Raw genomic sequence first — 16,051 nt, forward strand, 5'->3', positions numbered from 1 at the left:
ATACGCAGGTGGGGAAGAGGGGCGGTTCCGAGGGGAACCGCCCCTCTGTCGTGGGCTGTGGCTGGTGTCGTCTCAAGGCTTAGGCTGACCCACGTACGCAAGGGAACTTCGGAAGGAGACCTGGGTGATCGAGCTTGAGGGCGTGCCCGAGCTGATCGACCCGGTCATGGTGGCCGCGTTCGAGGGCTGGAACGACGCGGGTGACGCGGCCTCCGGTGCGGTCGCGCACCTGGACCGGGAGTGGAAGGGCGAGGTCTTCGCGGCGCTGGACGCCGAGGACTACTACGACTTCCAGGTCAACCGGCCGACGGTGTGGCTGGACAACGGGGTACGGAAGATCACGTGGCCGACGACGAGACTGTCGGTGGTGCGGATCGGCGGCGCGAAGCCGCGTGACCTCGTACTCGTACGGGGCATCGAACCGTCCATGCGGTGGCGGTCGTTCTGCAACGAGATCCTGGGCTTCGCGCACGAACTGGGCGTGGAGATGGTCGTGATCCTGGGCGCGCTGCTCGGGGACACCCCGCACACGCGACCGGTGCCGGTCAGCGGGGTCACCTCGGACCCGGACCTGGCGCGGACGATGGACCTGGAGGAGACCAAGTACGAGGGCCCCACCGGGATCGTGGGCATCCTCCAGGAGGCCTGCACCCACGCGGGGGTGCCGGCGGTGTCCCTGTGGGCGGCGGTTCCGCACTACGTCTCGCAGCCGCCGAACCCGAAGGCGACGCTGGCGCTGCTGAACCGGCTGGAGGATCTGATCGACATCCGGATCCCGCTGGGCGAACTCCCGGAGGACGCACGGGCGTGGCAGCTCGGTGTGGACCAACTGGCCGCGGAGGACAGCGAGGTGGCGGAGTACGTCCAGACGCTGGAGGAGGCGCGGGACACGGCCGATCTGCCGGAGGCTTCGGGCGACGCCATCGCCCGGGAGTTCGAGCGGTACCTGCGGCGGCGCGACCCCTCCGCCGGCACGGAGCCGGGTGACGGTTCGTACCTGCGGGACACCTCCAGCGGGTTGACCCGCCCGCCGAAACGCAAACCGGACCCTACGGCCGAGGACCCGTCTCCCCCGGACGAAGACGACACGCCCCCGGAGTCCTGACCGGGGCCCCGCGGTACGACGGTGCCCCCGACCCCGGATGGGGCGGGGGCACCGGCAAGTGGCCCGGGGCCGTTACAGGGCGACGCCCAGGAGGGCGTCCACCGTGCGGGACACCAGGCCCGGCGCGGACTCGTCGTCCCCGTCGGAGGCGTTCTGCGCGTCCACCCAGCGGTCCACGGCCGCGAGCGCGGCCGGCGCGTCCAGGTCGTTCGCCAGGGCCTCGCGGACCTCCTCGACGAGCGCGTCGGCCGGCAGGCCGTCCGGGCGCGACACCGCCGCGCGCCACCGCTCCAGCCGGGCCACGGCTTCGGCGAGGACCTCGTCCGTCCACTCCCAGTCGGCGCGGTAGTGGTGCGAGAGCAGAGCGAGGCGGATCGCCGCCGGGTCCACCCCGGCGCGCCGCAGCGCGGAGACGAAGACCAGGTTGCCCTTCGACTTCGACATCTTCTCGCCGTGCAGCGCGACCATGCCCGCGTGCACGTAGGCCTTGGCCATCGGGAACTCGCCCGTCAGGACCTGCGCGTGCGAGGCGCCCATCTCGTGGTGCGGGAACGCCAGGTCGGAACCGCCGCCCTGGATGTCGAAGCCCATGCCCAGGTGGTCCAGGGCGATGGCGACGCACTCGATGTGCCAGCCGGGCCGGCCGCGGCCCAGCGAGCCGCCGTCCCAGCTCGGCTCGCCCGGACGGGCGGCCATCCACAACATCGGGTCGAGCGGGTTCTTCTTCCCCGGGCGTTCCGGGTCGCCGCCACGCTCCGCGGACAGCAGCCGCATCGCCTCGGCGTCGAGGTTGGAGACCTTGCCGAAGTTCGCGTCGGACTCCACCGAGAAGTAGACGTCGCCGTCGAGCTCGTACGCGGCGCCGGCGTCGCGCAGCCGCTCCACCAGCGGCACGATGCCCGGTATGGCCTCGACGGCGCCGATGTAGTGCTGCGGGGGCAGCATCCGAAGGGCGGTCATGTCCTCGCGGAAGAGGGCCGTCTCGCGCTCTGCGAGCTCGGTCCAGTCGTGGCCGTCGCGCTGGGCCCGCTCCAACAGCGGATCGTCGACGTCGGTCACGTTCTGGACGTAGTGGACCTGCCGCTTGGTGTCGAGCCACACGCGCTGTACGAGGTCGAACGCGTTGTAGGTCGCCGCGTGACCGATGTGGGTCGCGTCGTACGGAGTGATGCCGCAGACGTAGATACGGGCGACGGGACCGGGGGCGAGGGTGATCGTCCCCTGGGTCGCGGTGTCGTGGATCTGGAGGTCGCGGCCCTTGCCAGGCAGGGCGGGGACCTCAGAAGCGGGCCAGGCATGCATGTGTCGAGCCTAACCGGACGTGTGTTCCGGAAACGAACCGGACCTGCACTGTTGGCTTGATCGCTGTTCTTGCGGTCCGGTCGATTCTGTGCGTGCCCGGCCGCCGGGCGGCCGGGCCTGGTCAGACGGGAGGCCAGGGGATCGCCGGCCACTGCCCTGACGGCTGCGGATGGACTCCGCTGCGCAGCAGGTCGGCCACCCGGGCCCGTACGGCGGCCAGCTCGGCTGGGGTGATCAGTTCGGCCAGCCGGGTGGCGAGCGGCTCGCCCTCGGCCAGCCGGGCGGCCAGGGAGGCCAGCACCTCGCGGGCCTCGCCGGTCAGCGGTTCGCCCGCCCAGCCCCACAGCAGGGTCCGCAGCTTGTCCTCGCGGTGGAAGGTCACGCCGTGGTCGATGCCGTAGAGCCGTCCGTCGGGCGCGGGCAGCAGGTGTCCGCCCTTGCGGTCACCGTTGTTGATCACGGCGTCGAGGACGGCGAGCCGGCGCAGTCGGGGGTCGTCGGCGTGTACGAGCAGCGCGGTGCGGCCCTGCCCGACCTCGGCGAGGGCGACCGGCTTCCAGCCCTCCCCCGCCTCCTCGCCCTCGACGAGGGCCAGCAGGCCGCTCGCGTCCCCGGTCCCGTCGTCCGCGGTCCCGTCGTCCGCGCCGGCCTCGTCCGCGGCGGCCTCGTCCCCGGCGGCCTCGTCCCCGGCGGCGCCGGATTCGATCCACAGCTGGACCATGCCCTCGCCGTACGGCCCCTCGCGCAGCACGGTGGGCGGCACCAGGCCCCATCCCGTGGCTTCGGACACCAGATAGGCGGCGACCTCGCGCCGGGCCAGGTTCCCGTCCGGGAAGTCCCACAGCGGGCGCTCGCCCTTGACCGGCTTGTACACGCAGTCGGCGCTCGCGCCCCCGTACCGCACCGTGCACAGCAGGACGGCGTTGGACGCCTCGCGGATCCGGCCGACGACCGTCAGCTCGCCCTTGGCGAGCAGTTCCTCGTGTTCCCCCGTACCCGTCACGCCTGGCGCCGGTAGCCGTTCTGGCGCGGGCACACGTGCCCCTCCGGATCCAGCGGCAGGCTGCACAGAGGGCACGGCGGCCGGCCCGCGTTGACGACGTCCAGGGCCCGCTTGGCGAAGGCGCGGGCCTGGGCGCCGGTGAGGCGGACCCGCAGCATCGGCGGGCCGTTCTCCTCGTCCTGGAGGAGCCGTTCCTCCGCCTCGGCGAGGTCCTCTTCCGAGTCGGCGTCGAGTTCCACCAGGGCCTGCGCCTCGACGATCATCCGCTGTTCCTCGCCGTCCCAGGCCAGGGCCATGGTGCCGACGCGGAACTCCTCGTCGACCGGGACGTCGAGCGGCGCGGTGTCGGCGGCCTCGGCGGGGGCCATGGCCGGGACCGGGGCGTTGCCCCCGGTGCGCCGTACGACCTCGTCCAGCAGCTCGTCCATCCGCTCGGCCAGCGCCGCGACCTGGGTCTTCTCCAGGGAGACGCTGGTGACACGGGGGCCGGACGAGGCCTGCAGGAAGAACGTACGGCGTCCCGGTAGACCGACCGTGCCGGCCACGAAACGGTCCGGCGGGTCGTAGAGGAACACCTGACGGGGCACGTCCAGTCTCCAAGTCTCGGCGGCAGGCGGGGCTGCACGCGTGCGGCTGCGCTCTTCAGCTCTTCGGCCGTGGGGCGTTCAATCGGGCCAGTCCACCCTACTGCGCCGTTCGATCACGCCGCGCCCGCGCCGCCCCCCACGACCGCGTTCCCACCGTCTTCGGTCGCGCTTTCGAAGGTCTCCGTGTCCACCGCGTCCGCGTCCGGCGCACGGGCCGGACGCGGGGCGAGCGAGCCGAAGTCCCCGGTGTCGCCGAGCCGGAGCAGGAACGGGCGCGTCGGCGTGTAGCGGACGGCCGTGACGGAGCAGGGGTCCACGTGGATGCGCTGGAAGAGGTCCAGGTGCATGCCCAGGGCGTCCGCGACAAGGGACTTGATGATGTCCCCGTGCGAGCACATGAGGAACACGGCGTCGCTCCCGTGCTCCTCCTCGATCCGGTCGTTCCACTCCCGTACGGCGTCCACGGCGCGCGCCTGCATGGCGCGCATGGACTCGCCGCCGGGGAACGACGCGGCCGAGGGGTGCTGCTGGACGATCTTCATCAGGGGTTCGTCGGAGAGCTCCGAGAGCTTGCGGTTCGACCAGTCGCCGTAGTGGCATTCGCCGATCCGGTCGTCGGTGTGCAGCGCCAGCTCCGGGCGGGCGGCCAGCAGCGGAGCCAGGGTCTCCCGGCAGCGTTGGAGCGGGCTGCTGACGGCGGCGGCGAGCGGCACCGAGGCGAGCCGCGCGGGCAGCGCCGCCGCCTGCTCGGCGCCGCGCTCGTCGAGGGCCACTCCCGGGGTCCATCCGGCGAGCAGCCCTGCGGTGTTGGCGGTGGACCGCCCGTGTCGTACGAGGATCAGCGTGGCCATGGCGCAAGCCTAGGGGGTGGTCGGCGCGTGCGGGGTGGGGGCGGGCAGGGGAGAATGCCGTGCGTGATAGTCGACTGCGCCATGTACCGGGACGGCCGCCGCTCTCCTGCGCCCGAAGACCTCTCGGACGCCCTCGACGAGGCGAGGGCGAGTGGTGACGCCTTCCTCTGGGTCGGCATGTACGAGCCCACGGAGGAAGAGTTCGAGCACGTCAGTCGGGAGTTCCGGCTGCACAAGCTCGCGGTGGAGGACGCGCTGACCGCGCACCAGCGCCCCAAGCTGGAGGTGTACGACGACTCGCTCTTCGTCGTGCTCAAGCCGGTGGAGTACGACGAAGACGCGGACACCGTGACCGCGGGCGAGCTGATGCTCTTCATCGGCGACTCCTTCGTGGTCACGGTCCGGCACGGCGAGGGGGCGGCGCTGGCCGCCGTACGCCATCGGCTGGAGCAGGAGCCCGAGGTGCTGCGGCACGGCCCCACGGCGGTGCTGTACGCGGTGTCCGACGCGGTGGTCGACCACTACATCGAGGTCGCGGCCGAGCTCCAGGCCGACCTGGAGGAGGTGGAGGCCGAGGTCTTCGCGCCGAACGTCACGGACACCAAGAACACCGCCGCCCGGATCTACGGCTTCAAGCGGCAGGTGCTGGAGTTCCGCCGGGCGACCAGCCCGCTGCTCCAGCCGATGGACCGGCTGGCGTTCGGGAACGTGCCCTTCGTGCACGAGCACGCGCAGCCGTTCTTCCGCGACGTCGCCGACCACCTGACCAAGGCGAGCGAGTACATCGAGGGCCTGGACCGGCTGCTGTCGGACGCGCTGGCCGCTCACCTGGCGCAGATGGGCGTCCGGCAGAACGACGACATGCGCAAGATCTCGGCCTGGGCGGCGATGGCGGCCGTCCCGACGATGGTGGCGGGGATCTACGGGATGAACTTCGAGCACATGCCGGAGCTCAGGCACGCCTGGGGCTATCCGGCGGTGCTGCTGGTGATGGTGGGCGCCTGTCTGGGCCTGCACCGGCTGTTCAAGACCCGCGGCTGGCTGTAGCGGCGGCCGACCGGCCGCCGCTACGCGTACTCGGGGGCGTTCACCGGTAGGCCACCCAGCGCGTCGCGCCGCTCCGGCGGGCGCAGGCTGATCATCCGGTGCCAGCCGGCGAAGCGCTCGTACGCGTACGTCCCGTGGATCCCGGCGGCCAGTACGCCCCTCTTGGGCGCGGGCCAGCGCAGCAGCCGGCCCATGTGGTCCGCCACGGCGAGGCTCACGTCCCGGTAGACGGAGATCTCGGCGAGGGCGCTGTCGCGCAGCACCCGCTGGATGGTCCGGCCGTGCCCTTCGCGGACGAGGCGGAGCAGCTCCTCGTGGCAGTAGGCGAGGTGGTTGTCCTCGTCGTGGCTGATCATGCGGACGGCCTTGCCGACCACGGGGTGGTCCCCGAAGTACCGCACGAGCATGTCCATCTGGTCGGCGGCGCGCTGCTCGGTGACCCGGCTGTGCGCGAGGTAGACGACGATGTCCTCCTCGGTCAGCGGCTCCTCGCGGCGCAGCTTCTCGTGCGCGAGACCGATGCCGCGCCGTTCCAGCAGCATCGTGTAGTCGGTCTCGGGCGGCACGGGGACCGGCGGCAGGCCGCGCTTGCGCAGAAGGGCCCTGAAGATCCGGCCGTGCTTGTCCTCGTCGGCCCCGTGCCGGGTGATCTTGGGCGCCAGCTCGCACATGCCGTCGGGCACCAGGGCGGCGATCCGGGCGTTCTCCCAGCCGCCCTGGGACTCCCCGCTGGCGGCGATCGAGCAGAACAGCTGGAACGAGTCGTCGTTGTCGACGATCTCCTGGAACAGGCTGCGGGCAGAGAGCATGCATCGAGTCAACGGCCGATGCGGAGGCCCGGCAACCGAGGCATCGCACGACTCGGCCGAACGAAGGACTCGCACCCGTGAAGGGGTGACGCCGGAGGCGTAACCCGGAGGGTGCCGCACGCGTTGGTGACTGTGTCGGCCGTGGCGGGGAAGACCCCCGAGCCCCCACCACGGCCGCAGGGCCTTGCCGGACGACGCGCCTATGCCAGGCCGGCGCGCTCCATGGCCTCGGTGCCGGCCCGCAGGGCGGTGATCCGCTCGTCGAGGGTGAACCCGGCAGGGGCGAGCGTGAGGGTGGTGACCCCGGCCTCGGCGTAGGCCCGCATCCCGTCCGCGATCCGCTCGACGGAGCCGAGCAGGGTGGTCGAGTCGATCAGCGAGTGCGGGACCGCCGCGGCCGCGCCCGCCTTGTCGCCCGCCAGGTACTTGTCCTGGATCTCGGCGGCTTCCTTCTCGTAGCCCATGCGCTGGGCGAGCTGGTTGTAGAAGTTCTGCTTCCGGCTTCCCATGCCGCCGACGTACAGGGCCGTGTAGGGGCGGAACGTGTCGGCGAGGGCGCTCACGTCGTCGCCGACGGCCAGCGGGACGGTCGGGCAGACGTCGAAGCCCTCCATGGTCAGGCCGACCTTCTCGCGGCCCGCCCTGATGTGAGTGAGCGCGGTGGCCTCCAGGTGCTCTGCGGCTGGGAAGATCAGCAGGGCGCCGTCGGCGATCTCGCCGGTCTGCTCCAGGTTCTTGGGCCCGATGGCGGCGATGTAGAGCGGGATGTGCTCGCGCTCCGGGTGCACGGTGAGCTTGATCGGCTTGCCGGGGCCGCCGGGCAGCGGGAGGGTCCAGTGCTCGCCCTCGTAGCTGAGGCGCTCGCGGCTCATCGCCTTGCGGACGATCTCCACGTACTCGCGGGTGCGGGCGAGCGGCTTGTCGAACTTGACGCCGTACCAGCCCTCGGAGACCTGGGGGCCGGAGACGCCGAGGCCGAGCCGGAAGCGGCCCTTGGTCAGGGAATCGAGGGTGGCGGCCGTCATGGCCGTCATCGCGGGCTGGCGGGCCGGGATCTGCAGGATCGCGGAGCCGACGTCGATGCGCTCGGTCTGGGCGGCGACCCAGGCGAGCACGGTCGGGGCGTCGGAGCCGTAGGCCTCCGCGGCCCAGCAGACGTCGTAGCCGAGGCGGTCCGCCTCCTGGGCCACGGCGAGGTTGTCGGCGTCCATGCCAGCGCCCCAGTAGCCGAGATTGATGCCGAGCCGCATGTGTCGTCCCCTTACCGGTTTACCGATCAGTAACGTAGGTCTGCGGGGGACTGTAGCGCGCCCGGGCCCGCCGCGGCAGTGCCCCAGTAGTCTCAGCGCTCATGGAGCAGAGGCATCTCGGCCGCACGGGGCTGCGCGTGTCCCGGATCGGCCTCGGCACCCTGACCTGGGGCCGTTCCGCGGAAGGACCGGACGAGTCGGGCGCCGCCGAGCAGTTGAAGACGTTCTGGGACGCGGGCGGCACGCTCGTCGACACCGCCGACGTGTACGGGGGCGGCGAGGCGGAGTACCTGCTGGGACAGCTGATGGGCGGGCTGGTCCCGCGCCGGGACCTGGTGATCGCCACCAAGTCGGGCTCCGTACGGGACCCGGACCGCCGGTTCGACGCCTCGCGCGGCCACCTCCTGTCCGCGCTCGACGACTCGCTGGCCCGGCTGGGCACCGACCACGTGGACCTCTGGCAGGTCCACGCCTTCGACCCCGGAACCCCGCTGGAGGAGACCCTCCAGGCGGTGGACCTGGCGGTGAGCAGCGGCCGGGCCCGGTACGCGGGGGTGTCGAACTTCAGCGGCTGGCAGCTGGCGAAGGCGGCGACCTGGCAGCTCGCCGCCCCGGGGGTACGGACCCGGCTGGCGTCGACGCAGATGGAGTACTCCCTCCTCCAGCGGGGCGTGGAGCGCGAGGTCCTCCCGGCGGCGCTGGACCTGGGCGTCGGGCTGCTCCCCTCCTCCCCGCTGGGCCGCGGGGTCCTGACCGGCAAGTACCGGGACGGCACTCCGGCGGACTCGCGGGGCGCCTCGCCGACCATGGCCGGCTTCGTGGAGCCGTACCTGGACGACGCGGCCGGCCGCATCGTCGACGCGGTGGCAACGGCGGCCCAGGGCCTGGCGGTGACCCCGCTCCAGGTGGCCCTGGCCTGGATCCGGGACCGGCCGGGGGTGGTCGCACCGATCGTGGGCGCGCGGACGTCCGTGCAGCTCGCGGCGGCTTTGTCGGTGGAGGCCCTTACTCTTCCGGAGGAGATCTGCCGGGCGCTGGACGATGTTTCGGCGCCGGTGCATCGCTACCCCGATCAGGACTGGAGCACGCTGTGAGTACGGAGCGCCACCCCGCTTCCGCGGACCACCCGGCCACCCCGGGCCCCCAGGCGGAGGCGGCCACCGACCCCGACCCGGCAGAGCCGGGCCGCTCTGACGAAGCGTCGGCCGCGGGCGCACGGCCGGCGGGCCCGCAGGACGCCCGGCCGGGAAGGGACGCGGGAGCCGCCGAACCGCAGGCAGGCGACTCCGGCGAAGCCGCGAGCGGGGGCCCGGCGGCGGAGCCCCCGGTGTCGGGAAGGGGCGGGGCGGGGGAAAGCCCCGCGCGGACAAGCACGGGCGACGGGCCCGCCGCCCCCGATACGGCCGCACCCGGCACGCCGGAGGCCGAGGGGGACAGGCACGGGGCAACGGCGAATGCCGCAGACGCACCCGGCGGCTCGGAGGCCGAGGACGGCACGGCACCGGGCACCGCGGGGGCCGAGGACGGCACGGCACCTGGCGGCTCGGAGGCCGCAGACGGCACACCCGGCGGCTCGGAGACCGAGAACGGCACGGCACCGGGCACCGCGGGGGCCGAGGACGGCACGGCACCTGGCGGCTCGGAGGCCGCAGACGGCACACCCGGCGGCTCGGAGACCGAGAACGGCACGACACCCGGCGGCTCGGAGGCCGCAGACGGCGCACCCGGGGGCTCGGAGGCCGCAGACGGCGCACCCGGGGGCTCGGAGGCCGCAGACGGCACACCCGGGGGCTCGGAGGCCGCAGACGGCACGGCACCGGGCACCGCGGGGGCCGAGGGCGCGACCGGCTCCGACGAGGCGGCGCAGCCCGCGCTCAGCGAGGCCGAGGCCGAGCTGGCCGCGCAGAAGATCGAGCGGGAGCGCATCGCCCGCCGCAAGGCGGAGCGCCAGGGGCCCGTCGATGCCGGGGCCAAGCTCAGCGGGAAGGCCGCCGACCTGCTGGCCGCCGTACGGGCCGTGGAGAGCGGGGAGAAGCCCTCCCCGGTGTACTTCGACGAGGCCCCGACCTCCCCCCGCAAGCCCGCGACGGCCCCCGCCGCACCCCCGGCCCCCGCCCGTCCCGCGCCCGCCGCCCCCTCCGCGGCCGGCATCGAAGACGTGCGCGCCGTACTCGCCCGCGGCGGCGCCCCCGAGGCGCTGGCCGGCCCGGCCGCCACCGCCCTCGGCGAAGGCGCCGCGGAGCAGCTCGCGCACGACCCCTGGCGGCTCCTCGCCGTCGCCGGCGTCCGCCCCACCCAGGCCGACGGCTTCGCCCGGGCCCTGCTCGGCGCCGAGGCCGGCCCCGGTGACGAGCGGCGCGCCACCGCTCTCGTGGGCTGGCTGCTGGAGCAGGCCGCGCTCAAGGGGCACACCGCCCTGGACGCGCCCACGCTGGAATCTGCCCTCACCCAGTACGGCGTCCCGGACCCCGCCGAGTCCCTGGAGCAGGCCATCGGCGAAGGCGCCGTCCTGGTGTTCCACGAACCGCTCGGCCCGCCGGTCGCCGAAGGCGAGGAGCAACCCGTACGCGTCCTCGTGGGCCTGGAGGGGTACGCGCTGGCCGAGGAGAGCCTGGCCGACGGCCTGGCCCGACTGGCCAACACCTTCAACGATCCGGCGGACTGGGAGAAGGCCGCCTCCGGCGCCGGCCCGGGCGCCGACCTGGTCCGCGCCGTCTCGGGACACGGCCTGGTCACCCACACCGGCGGCGAGGCTGCCCGCGCCGAACCGCTGGCCCTGCTGACGGCCGCCCGCGACCTGGGCCTGCGCGTCTGCCTGGCCGCGCACGCGCCCGCGCCCGGCGCCGTCACCGTGGCCGGACTGCTCTCCGGGACGCAGGGGCCCGGCCGGGATGCGGACGGGCAGTTCGCGGTGGACCTGCTCGTGGTCCTCGACGCCCCGCAGCTGGACGTGGAGACCGCCGCCGCGCTCGTCGAGTCCGTCCCCGACGGGGCCCGTCTGGTGCTCTCCGGAGACCCGGGCGTGCTCGGATCCGCCGGGCCGGGCCGGGTCTTCGGCGATGTGCTGGCGGCCCGCGCCTGCCCGCAGCTGGTCTCCCGCACCCCCGACCCGGGCCCGATCGGCGAACTCGTCTCGGGGATCGGCATCGGGGAGCTGAACCAGGTCGACGCCCCCGGCAAGGAGGTCGTCATCGTCCCGGTGCGCGACGCCGGGGAGGCCGTGCACCGCACGGTGCAGCTGGTGGCCGAGTCCGTGCCGCGCGCCTTCGGGATCCCGGCGGACTCGGTCCAGGTGATCACCCCGGGCCACGGCGGCTCGGCGGGCACCCGGGCGCTGAACGCCGCCCTCAAGGAGCGGCTGAACCCCGGCCCCGGCCGGTTCGGCGGCTTCGACCCCGGTGACCGCGTCGTCCACGTGCCCTCGCCCGGGCGGGCCGAACCGGGCCGGGTGGTGTCGGCCGACGCACAGGGGCTCCACCTGGACGCCGCGGGCGCGCGGATCGTCGTACCGAAGGAGCAGGTCGATTCACAGGTGCGGCACGGCTGGGCGGTGACCGCACACCAGGCCGTCGGTGCCCGCTGGCCGGCCGTGGTCGTCGTACTGCCCGGTGACGCGGCGCAGGCCCTCTCCCGGGACTGGGTGTACTCGGCGTTCGGCCGGGCGGAGCGCCACCTGTCGGTGGTGCACGGCGTCGACCAGGCGCTGCCGCGCGCGGTCGCGGAGGTGCTGCCGAAGCCGCGTACGACCAGGCTGACGGGCCTGCTGCGGGCCCTCGTGGCGGCAGCGCAGGACCAGCCGGAGTGACCCGCACGCACCGCGGCCCCCGCCCCTTCCCGGGTCGGGGGCCGCGGTGTCGTGTGCGCGGGCCGATCAGGCGGGGGTCAGGCCGGGCGCGGTCGTCTGACCGCCGACACCGCCCGTGCCGTCCGTGCCGTCCGTGCCGTCCGCGTCCTGTGCGTCCTCGTCGTCGAAGTCGTCGGCTTCCTCGTCGAAGACGGAGCTGACGTCGAAGCGGTGCAGTACGTGCTGCGGGTCGGTGTGCCCGAAGGGCGAGCCGAGCCACTCCCCCGGTTCCGCGACCTCCTCCGAGGCCGCGATCCAGAGGGTGGAGTCGCCCTCCTCCAGGCCGAACTCCTTGTAGCGGGAGGCGATCTCGTCGGGCTCGTACTCCCCGAAGAGCACGCCCAGCGCACTGGCGGTGCCTCCGTCGTGGACGAGGTCGGCCTCCCGGTCGTGCGCGGCGACCCGCTCGGCCTGGGCGATCAGCCGGGGCGGTTCGACGACGGCGTAGTCGCGGCGGATGAGCACGCTGAACGCGGCGGGCTCGGCGGGCCCGGTGTACGGGACTCCGTCCTCGGGCGTGGGGATCTCGAACGGGGTGACCTCGTCGTACCGGTCGTAGAGGAGTTCGTCGTACTCCTCGGCGGCGGCGGCGAGTTCGTTGAACGCGGCGTAGACGGCCGGATCCTCGTCCCCGATCCTGCTCTCGACCGCGGCGAGGTGACGGTCGAGTGCGGCCTTGACCGCCTCGGCGGCGGCGCGTACCTCGGCAACACTGGGCAGAGCGGCATCAGACATAGTGCAGACGCTATCCGTAGCAGGCCTCTGCCCGCACAATAGATTCGATGCCGGAATACGAATTTGTCGACGTGTACGTGCCCCGCGGTGTACCCCGCAAGGAGGCGACCCGCCTGCTCACCGATCATGCCGAGTACGGGAACTGGGAACTCGACCGGCTCTCCTTGCATCGGGACGGCAGCCGTCGGGTACGACTGCGCCGGAGAATCATCCGTCAGGTCCGCGCCACCTGGTGACGCGGGCCCCGGGGTCGGGGCCCGCGCCATGAGCGTCGCCCGTCAGGCCGCGTTGCGGGCCCGCCGGTAGAGCACGGCACCGGCCAGCAGCGTGCCGGCGGCGAGCGGGAGGCCCACACCGAGGACGTCTCCCGCCCCGGTGGCGGCGAGCCCCGCCTGCTGGACGGGCCCGATTCCCTGCCCGGGGTGCGCGACGGGCGTGACGCCGCCCGCGCCGGGCTGACCGGGCGTGCCGGGGGTACCCGGGTTGCCGCGGTGACCCGGAGTTCCGGGGTGACCGGGCACGCCCGGAGTGCCCTGGTTGCCGGGCTGACCGGGAGTGCCGGGCTGCCCCGGGTTGCCGGGCGTTCCCGGGTTGCCGGGATGGCCGGGCGTACCCGGGTTTCCGGGCTGACCGGGAACGCCCGGGTGTCCGGGGTTCCCCGGGTGGCCGGGCTGACCGGGCGTTCCGGGGTGGCCCGGCTGGCCGGGATGGGTCGGCTCGTCCTCGTCGCACGGCTCGTCCGGCTCCTCGGGCTCGCCCGGGTGTCCGGGTTGGCCCGGGTGCCCCGGGTGTCCGGGTTGGTTCGGTGTGGCCGAGTGCTGGGAACAGCCGTTCCCGAAGGCCGGGTTCAGCAGCCCCACGATCGAGATGCTGTTGCCGCAGGCGTTCACCGGAGCGTCCACGGGTGCCTGGACGGAGTTCCCGGACAGCACGCCCGGAGAGTTCACGGCATGGCCGGACGCGCCGGAGTCCGCATGTGCGTAACCCCCACCCAGCGCGAGAACACCCCCCGCGGCGGCCATGATGCTCAGAGTCTTGCGCATGTGTAATCCCCCTGCTGTGTACGAACACCGGGCCCCAAAGCCCGGCGGCCCCGGAGCGCTGGAATGCGCTCCGGGGCCCAAGACTTCAGAAGCGTCAGGCGTTGACGCAGGGGTTGCCGAAAGTCGGGTTCAGCAGGCCGACCACGTTGATCGTGTTGCCGCAGACGTTCACGGGAACGTGGACCGGGACCTGGACGACGTTGCCGGACAGGAAACCGGGGGAGCCGATGGCCGCACCCTGGGCACCCGCGTCGGCGACAGCCAGACCCGCACCCGCGAGCACCAGACCACCGGTGGCAGCCGCAGCGGCGACAACCTTCTTGAACATTGTTCCTCCTAGTTGGCAATGCGGTCCCAGCCGCGGACCGCACCACCTGTAACGAGGAGGGATCACCAGGGCTACGAGCGTATGAGCGCATTCACTCTTCTCAGTGCAATGCGCACACCTTCTCGATTCTCAGCAGTTGTCAATGAATCGGTCGAGCACGCGCACGCCGAACTTCAGCCCGTCCACCGGCACCCGCTCGTCCACTCCGTGGAACATCCCGGCGAAGTCCAGCTCGGGCGGCAGCTGGAGCGGGGCGAAGCCGAAGCAGCGGATGCCGAGGTCGTCGAAGGACTTGGCGTCCGTGCCGCCGGAGAGCATGTACGGGACCGCGCGCGCGATCGGGTCGTGCGCCCTGAGCGCGGTCTGCATCGCGTCCACGAGCTTGCCGTCGAAGTCCGTCTCCAGCGCCTTGTCCGCATGGACGTCCTCGCGCTTCACGCGTGGGCCGAGGATCCGGTCGAGGTCGGCGAAGAACTCGTCCTCGTAGCCGGGCAGGAAGCGGCCGTCGACGTGCGCGGTGGCCTGGCCGGGGATGACGTTGACCTTGTAGCCGGCGCCGAGCATGGTCGGGGCGGCCGAGTTCCGCAGCGTCGCGCCGACCATCTTGGCGATGCCGCCGAGCTTGGCCAGGGTGGCGTCCATGTCGTCCGGGTCGAGCGGGGTGCCGAGCGCGTCCGAGAGCTCGTCCAGGAACGACCGTACGGTCTTGGTGACCCTGACCGGCCACTGGTGGCGGCCGAGCCGGCCCACGGCCTCGCACAGCTCCGTGATGGCGTTGTCGTTGTTCGTCATCGAGCCGTGGCCCGCGGTGCCCTCCACGGTGAGCCGCATCCAGTGCATGCCCTTCTGGGCGGTCTCCACCAGGTACAGCCGCAGGTTCTCGTTGACGGTGAACGAGAAGCCACCGACCTCGCCGATCGCCTCGGTGACCCCCTCGAAGAGCCCGGGGTGATGGTCCACGAGGTACCGGGCGCCGTACACGCCGCCGGCCTCCTCATCGGCGAGGAAGGCCAACACGATGTCCCGCGGGGGCTTGCGGCCGCTGCGCAGCCGGTCGCGCACGACGGCGAGCGTCATCGCGTCCATGTCCTTCATGTCGACGGCGCCGCGGCCCCACACGCAGCCGTCGGCGATCTCGCCGGCGAACGGGTCGTACGTCCAGTCGGCGGCGTTCGCCGGGACCACGTCGGTGTGCCCGTGGATCAGCAGCGCCGGGCGCGACGGGTCCTCCCCCTCGATGCGCGCGACGGTCGAGGCACGACCCCGGTGGGACTCGAAGATCTGCGGCTCCAGCCCGACCTCGGCGAGCTTCTCCGCGACCCACTCGGCGGCCTTGCGCTCGCCGGGGCCGGAGTGGTCCCCGTAGTTGCTGGTGTCGATCCGGATGAGGTCCCGGCAGAGGTCGACGACCTCGTCCTCGCCAGAGACGTTCCTGCCCGCGCTCGACTCGCTCACGCTGCTTCCTCCCACTGGTCGGTACCGACTGCCTCCCCATCCTCCCGCTTTGGGCGGCTCTCCCCAAGGGCGATCCCCGGCCGCAGGGGGGTGTGATCGGGGCCCCGGAATGTTTGGTAATGTTTTCCACGTCGGAACGGCCCGCGAGGGACGCGAGACAGACACCTTGTCCGGGTGGCGGAATGGCAGACGCGCTAGCTTGAGGTGCTAGTGCCCTTTATCGGGCGTGGGGGTTCAAGTCCCCCCTCGGACACAGAGCGAGAACCCCACTTCGGTGGGGTTCTCGGCGTTTTCGGCCCTTTCCGCGTGGGGCTACCCTGAAGGCGTGATCGAGAACCTGCCGCCCTGCCCGAAATGCTCCTGTGAGTACACCTACGAAATGAACGCCCTCGTGGTGTGCCCCGAGTGCGGCCACGAGTGGGTTCCCGCCGAGGGCGGTGCGCAGGACGCGGCCGGTCCCGGGGAGCGCGTCGTGAAGGACGCCGTCGGCAATGTGCTGAGCGACGGCGACAGCGTGACCGTGGTCAAGGCCCTCAAGGTGAAGGGCAGCCCGTCCGGGATCAAGGCGGGCACGAAGGTGCGCAACATCCGGCTGATCGACGGTGTGGACGGCCACGACATCGATTGCAGGATCGACGGTTTCGGTGCCATGCAGCTGAAGTCCAGCGTGGTCAAGAAGGCCTGATCCGCCG

At 72.8% G+C, this 16,051-nt stretch carries 16 protein-coding genes and 1 tRNA gene; 7 read left to right on the forward strand and 10 right to left on the reverse strand.

All coding sequences use genetic code 11. The features are described from left to right. Positions 1-124: 124 nt before the first annotated feature. Entirely contained in the window at positions 125-1,105 is a 981-nt protein-coding gene (locus OHA65_RS09270; protein WP_371646391.1) for a PAC2 family protein, read from the forward strand. Positions 1,106-1,177: 72 nt separating this feature from the next. Here OHA65_RS09270 and mshC read toward each other — a convergent pair whose 3' ends face one another. From mshC to OHA65_RS09290, 4 genes are all read right to left on the reverse strand, one after another. Further along, positions 1,178-2,407, reverse strand: a complete 1,230-nt coding sequence (mshC, locus tag OHA65_RS09275) for a cysteine--1-D-myo-inosityl 2-amino-2-deoxy-alpha-D-glucopyranoside ligase (protein ID WP_327282654.1) — start codon at positions 2,405-2,407, stop codon at positions 1,178-1,180. A gap of 121 nt (positions 2,408-2,528) precedes the next feature. Beyond that, positions 2,529-3,443, reverse strand: a complete 915-nt coding sequence (locus OHA65_RS09280; RefSeq protein WP_328762242.1) for an SCO1664 family protein — start codon at positions 3,441-3,443, stop codon at positions 2,529-2,531. Next, positions 3,407-3,997, reverse strand: a complete 591-nt coding sequence (locus OHA65_RS09285; RefSeq protein ID WP_048476940.1) for a DUF3090 domain-containing protein — start codon at positions 3,995-3,997, stop codon at positions 3,407-3,409. The genes OHA65_RS09280 and OHA65_RS09285 overlap by 37 nt, the downstream gene beginning before the upstream one ends. Positions 3,998-4,110: 113 nt before the next feature. Further along, positions 4,111-4,848: a histidine phosphatase family protein gene (locus tag OHA65_RS09290; RefSeq protein ID WP_327282656.1), complete on the reverse strand. Its 738-nt coding sequence runs from the start codon at positions 4,846-4,848 to the stop codon at positions 4,111-4,113. Between the two features lie 54 nt (positions 4,849-4,902). On the opposite strand from OHA65_RS09290, the gene corA reads away from it, so the two are divergent. Beyond that, on the forward strand, positions 4,903-5,895 hold the full coding sequence (gene corA, locus OHA65_RS09295; RefSeq protein ID WP_328762243.1) for a magnesium/cobalt transporter CorA: 993 nt from the start codon (positions 4,903-4,905) through the stop codon (positions 5,893-5,895). A gap of 20 nt (positions 5,896-5,915) precedes the next feature. Here the strand turns inward: corA and OHA65_RS09300 are convergent, their stop codons facing one another. Both OHA65_RS09300 and OHA65_RS09305 read right to left on the reverse strand, forming a co-directional pair. Next, positions 5,916-6,704, reverse strand: coding sequence for a ferritin-like domain-containing protein (locus tag OHA65_RS09300; RefSeq protein ID WP_405761719.1), 789 nt, complete (start codon positions 6,702-6,704; stop codon positions 5,916-5,918). A 200-nt stretch (positions 6,705-6,904) separates the two neighbouring features. Next, positions 6,905-7,954, reverse strand: a complete 1,050-nt coding sequence (locus OHA65_RS09305) for an LLM class F420-dependent oxidoreductase (RefSeq protein WP_327282659.1) — start codon at positions 7,952-7,954, stop codon at positions 6,905-6,907. Positions 7,955-8,055: 101 nt separating this feature from the next. On the opposite strand from OHA65_RS09305, the gene OHA65_RS09310 reads away from it, so the two are divergent. Both OHA65_RS09310 and OHA65_RS09315 read left to right on the forward strand, forming a co-directional pair. Continuing rightward, positions 8,056-9,048 carry an aldo/keto reductase gene (locus OHA65_RS09310; protein WP_327282660.1) on the forward strand — a complete coding sequence of 331 codons (993 nt, stop codon included), beginning with the start codon at positions 8,056-8,058 and terminating at the stop codon, positions 9,046-9,048. A 233-nt stretch (positions 9,049-9,281) separates the two neighbouring features. Next, on the forward strand, positions 9,282-11,759 hold the full coding sequence (locus OHA65_RS09315; protein ID WP_405763387.1) for a helix-hairpin-helix domain-containing protein: 2,478 nt from the start codon (positions 9,282-9,284) through the stop codon (positions 11,757-11,759). 66 nt (positions 11,760-11,825) lie between these two features. Here OHA65_RS09315 and OHA65_RS09320 read toward each other — a convergent pair whose 3' ends face one another. Then, positions 11,826-12,533, reverse strand: a complete 708-nt coding sequence (locus tag OHA65_RS09320) for a hypothetical protein (protein ID WP_329313080.1) — start codon at positions 12,531-12,533, stop codon at positions 11,826-11,828. Positions 12,534-12,580: 47 nt separating this feature from the next. On the opposite strand from OHA65_RS09320, the gene OHA65_RS09325 reads away from it, so the two are divergent. Next, complete coding sequence (locus OHA65_RS09325; RefSeq protein ID WP_073774709.1) at positions 12,581-12,769, forward strand: DUF5703 family protein; 189 nt, start codon at positions 12,581-12,583, stop codon at positions 12,767-12,769. Positions 12,770-12,811: 42 nt separating this feature from the next. Here OHA65_RS09325 and OHA65_RS09330 read toward each other — a convergent pair whose 3' ends face one another. From OHA65_RS09330 to OHA65_RS09340, 3 genes are all read right to left on the reverse strand, one after another. Further along, positions 12,812-13,576: a chaplin family protein gene (locus OHA65_RS09330; RefSeq protein WP_405761723.1), complete on the reverse strand. Its 765-nt coding sequence runs from the start codon at positions 13,574-13,576 to the stop codon at positions 12,812-12,814. Between the two features lie 94 nt (positions 13,577-13,670). After that, complete coding sequence (gene chpH / locus OHA65_RS09335; protein WP_327282664.1) at positions 13,671-13,904, reverse strand: chaplin ChpH; 234 nt, start codon at positions 13,902-13,904, stop codon at positions 13,671-13,673. Between the two features lie 129 nt (positions 13,905-14,033). Further along, positions 14,034-15,359 carry a M20/M25/M40 family metallo-hydrolase gene (locus tag OHA65_RS09340; protein ID WP_328762250.1) on the reverse strand — a complete coding sequence of 442 codons (1,326 nt, stop codon included), beginning with the start codon at positions 15,357-15,359 and terminating at the stop codon, positions 14,034-14,036. Positions 15,360-15,527: 168 nt separating this feature from the next. Between OHA65_RS09340 and OHA65_RS09345 the strand changes: the two genes are divergently transcribed. Together OHA65_RS09345 and OHA65_RS09350 are read left to right on the forward strand one after the other, a co-directional pair. Then, positions 15,528-15,612 (forward strand) — tRNA-Leu (locus tag OHA65_RS09345). Positions 15,613-15,684: 72 nt separating this feature from the next. Continuing rightward, complete coding sequence (locus OHA65_RS09350; RefSeq protein WP_327282666.1) at positions 15,685-16,044, forward strand: zinc ribbon domain-containing protein YjdM; 360 nt, start codon at positions 15,685-15,687, stop codon at positions 16,042-16,044. Positions 16,045-16,051: the final 7 nt, after the last annotated feature.

It is taken from the genome of Streptomyces sp. NBC_00045 (genome assembly GCF_045041095.1).
Taxonomy (GTDB): domain Bacteria; phylum Actinomycetota; class Actinomycetes; order Streptomycetales; family Streptomycetaceae; genus Streptomyces.

Excerpts from the sequence above, each read along its gene's own strand:
- OHA65_RS09300 (WP_405761719.1), bottom strand. The coding sequence starts at position 6,704 with ATGCTCTCTGCCCGCAGCCTGTTCCAGGAGATCGTCGACAACGACGAC.
- OHA65_RS09305 (WP_327282659.1), bottom strand. The coding sequence starts at position 7,954 with ATGCGGCTCGGCATCAATCTCGGCTACTGGGGCGCTGGCATGGACGCC.
- OHA65_RS09320 (WP_329313080.1), bottom strand. The coding sequence starts at position 12,533 with ATGTCTGATGCCGCTCTGCCCAGTGTTGCCGAGGTACGCGCCGCCGCC.
- chpH (WP_327282664.1), bottom strand. The coding sequence starts at position 13,904 with ATGTTCAAGAAGGTTGTCGCCGCTGCGGCTGCCACCGGTGGTCTGGTG.
- OHA65_RS09290 (WP_327282656.1), bottom strand. The coding sequence starts at position 4,848 with ATGGCCACGCTGATCCTCGTACGACACGGGCGGTCCACCGCCAACACC.
- OHA65_RS09325 (WP_073774709.1), top strand. The coding sequence starts at position 12,581 with ATGCCGGAATACGAATTTGTCGACGTGTACGTGCCCCGCGGTGTACCC.
- corA (WP_328762243.1), top strand. The coding sequence starts at position 4,903 with ATGCCGTGCGTGATAGTCGACTGCGCCATGTACCGGGACGGCCGCCGC.
- OHA65_RS09310 (WP_327282660.1), top strand. The coding sequence starts at position 8,056 with ATGGAGCAGAGGCATCTCGGCCGCACGGGGCTGCGCGTGTCCCGGATC.
- OHA65_RS09330 (WP_405761723.1), bottom strand. The coding sequence starts at position 13,576 with ATGCGCAAGACTCTGAGCATCATGGCCGCCGCGGGGGGTGTTCTCGCG.
- mshC (WP_327282654.1), bottom strand. The coding sequence starts at position 2,407 with ATGCATGCCTGGCCCGCTTCTGAGGTCCCCGCCCTGCCTGGCAAGGGC.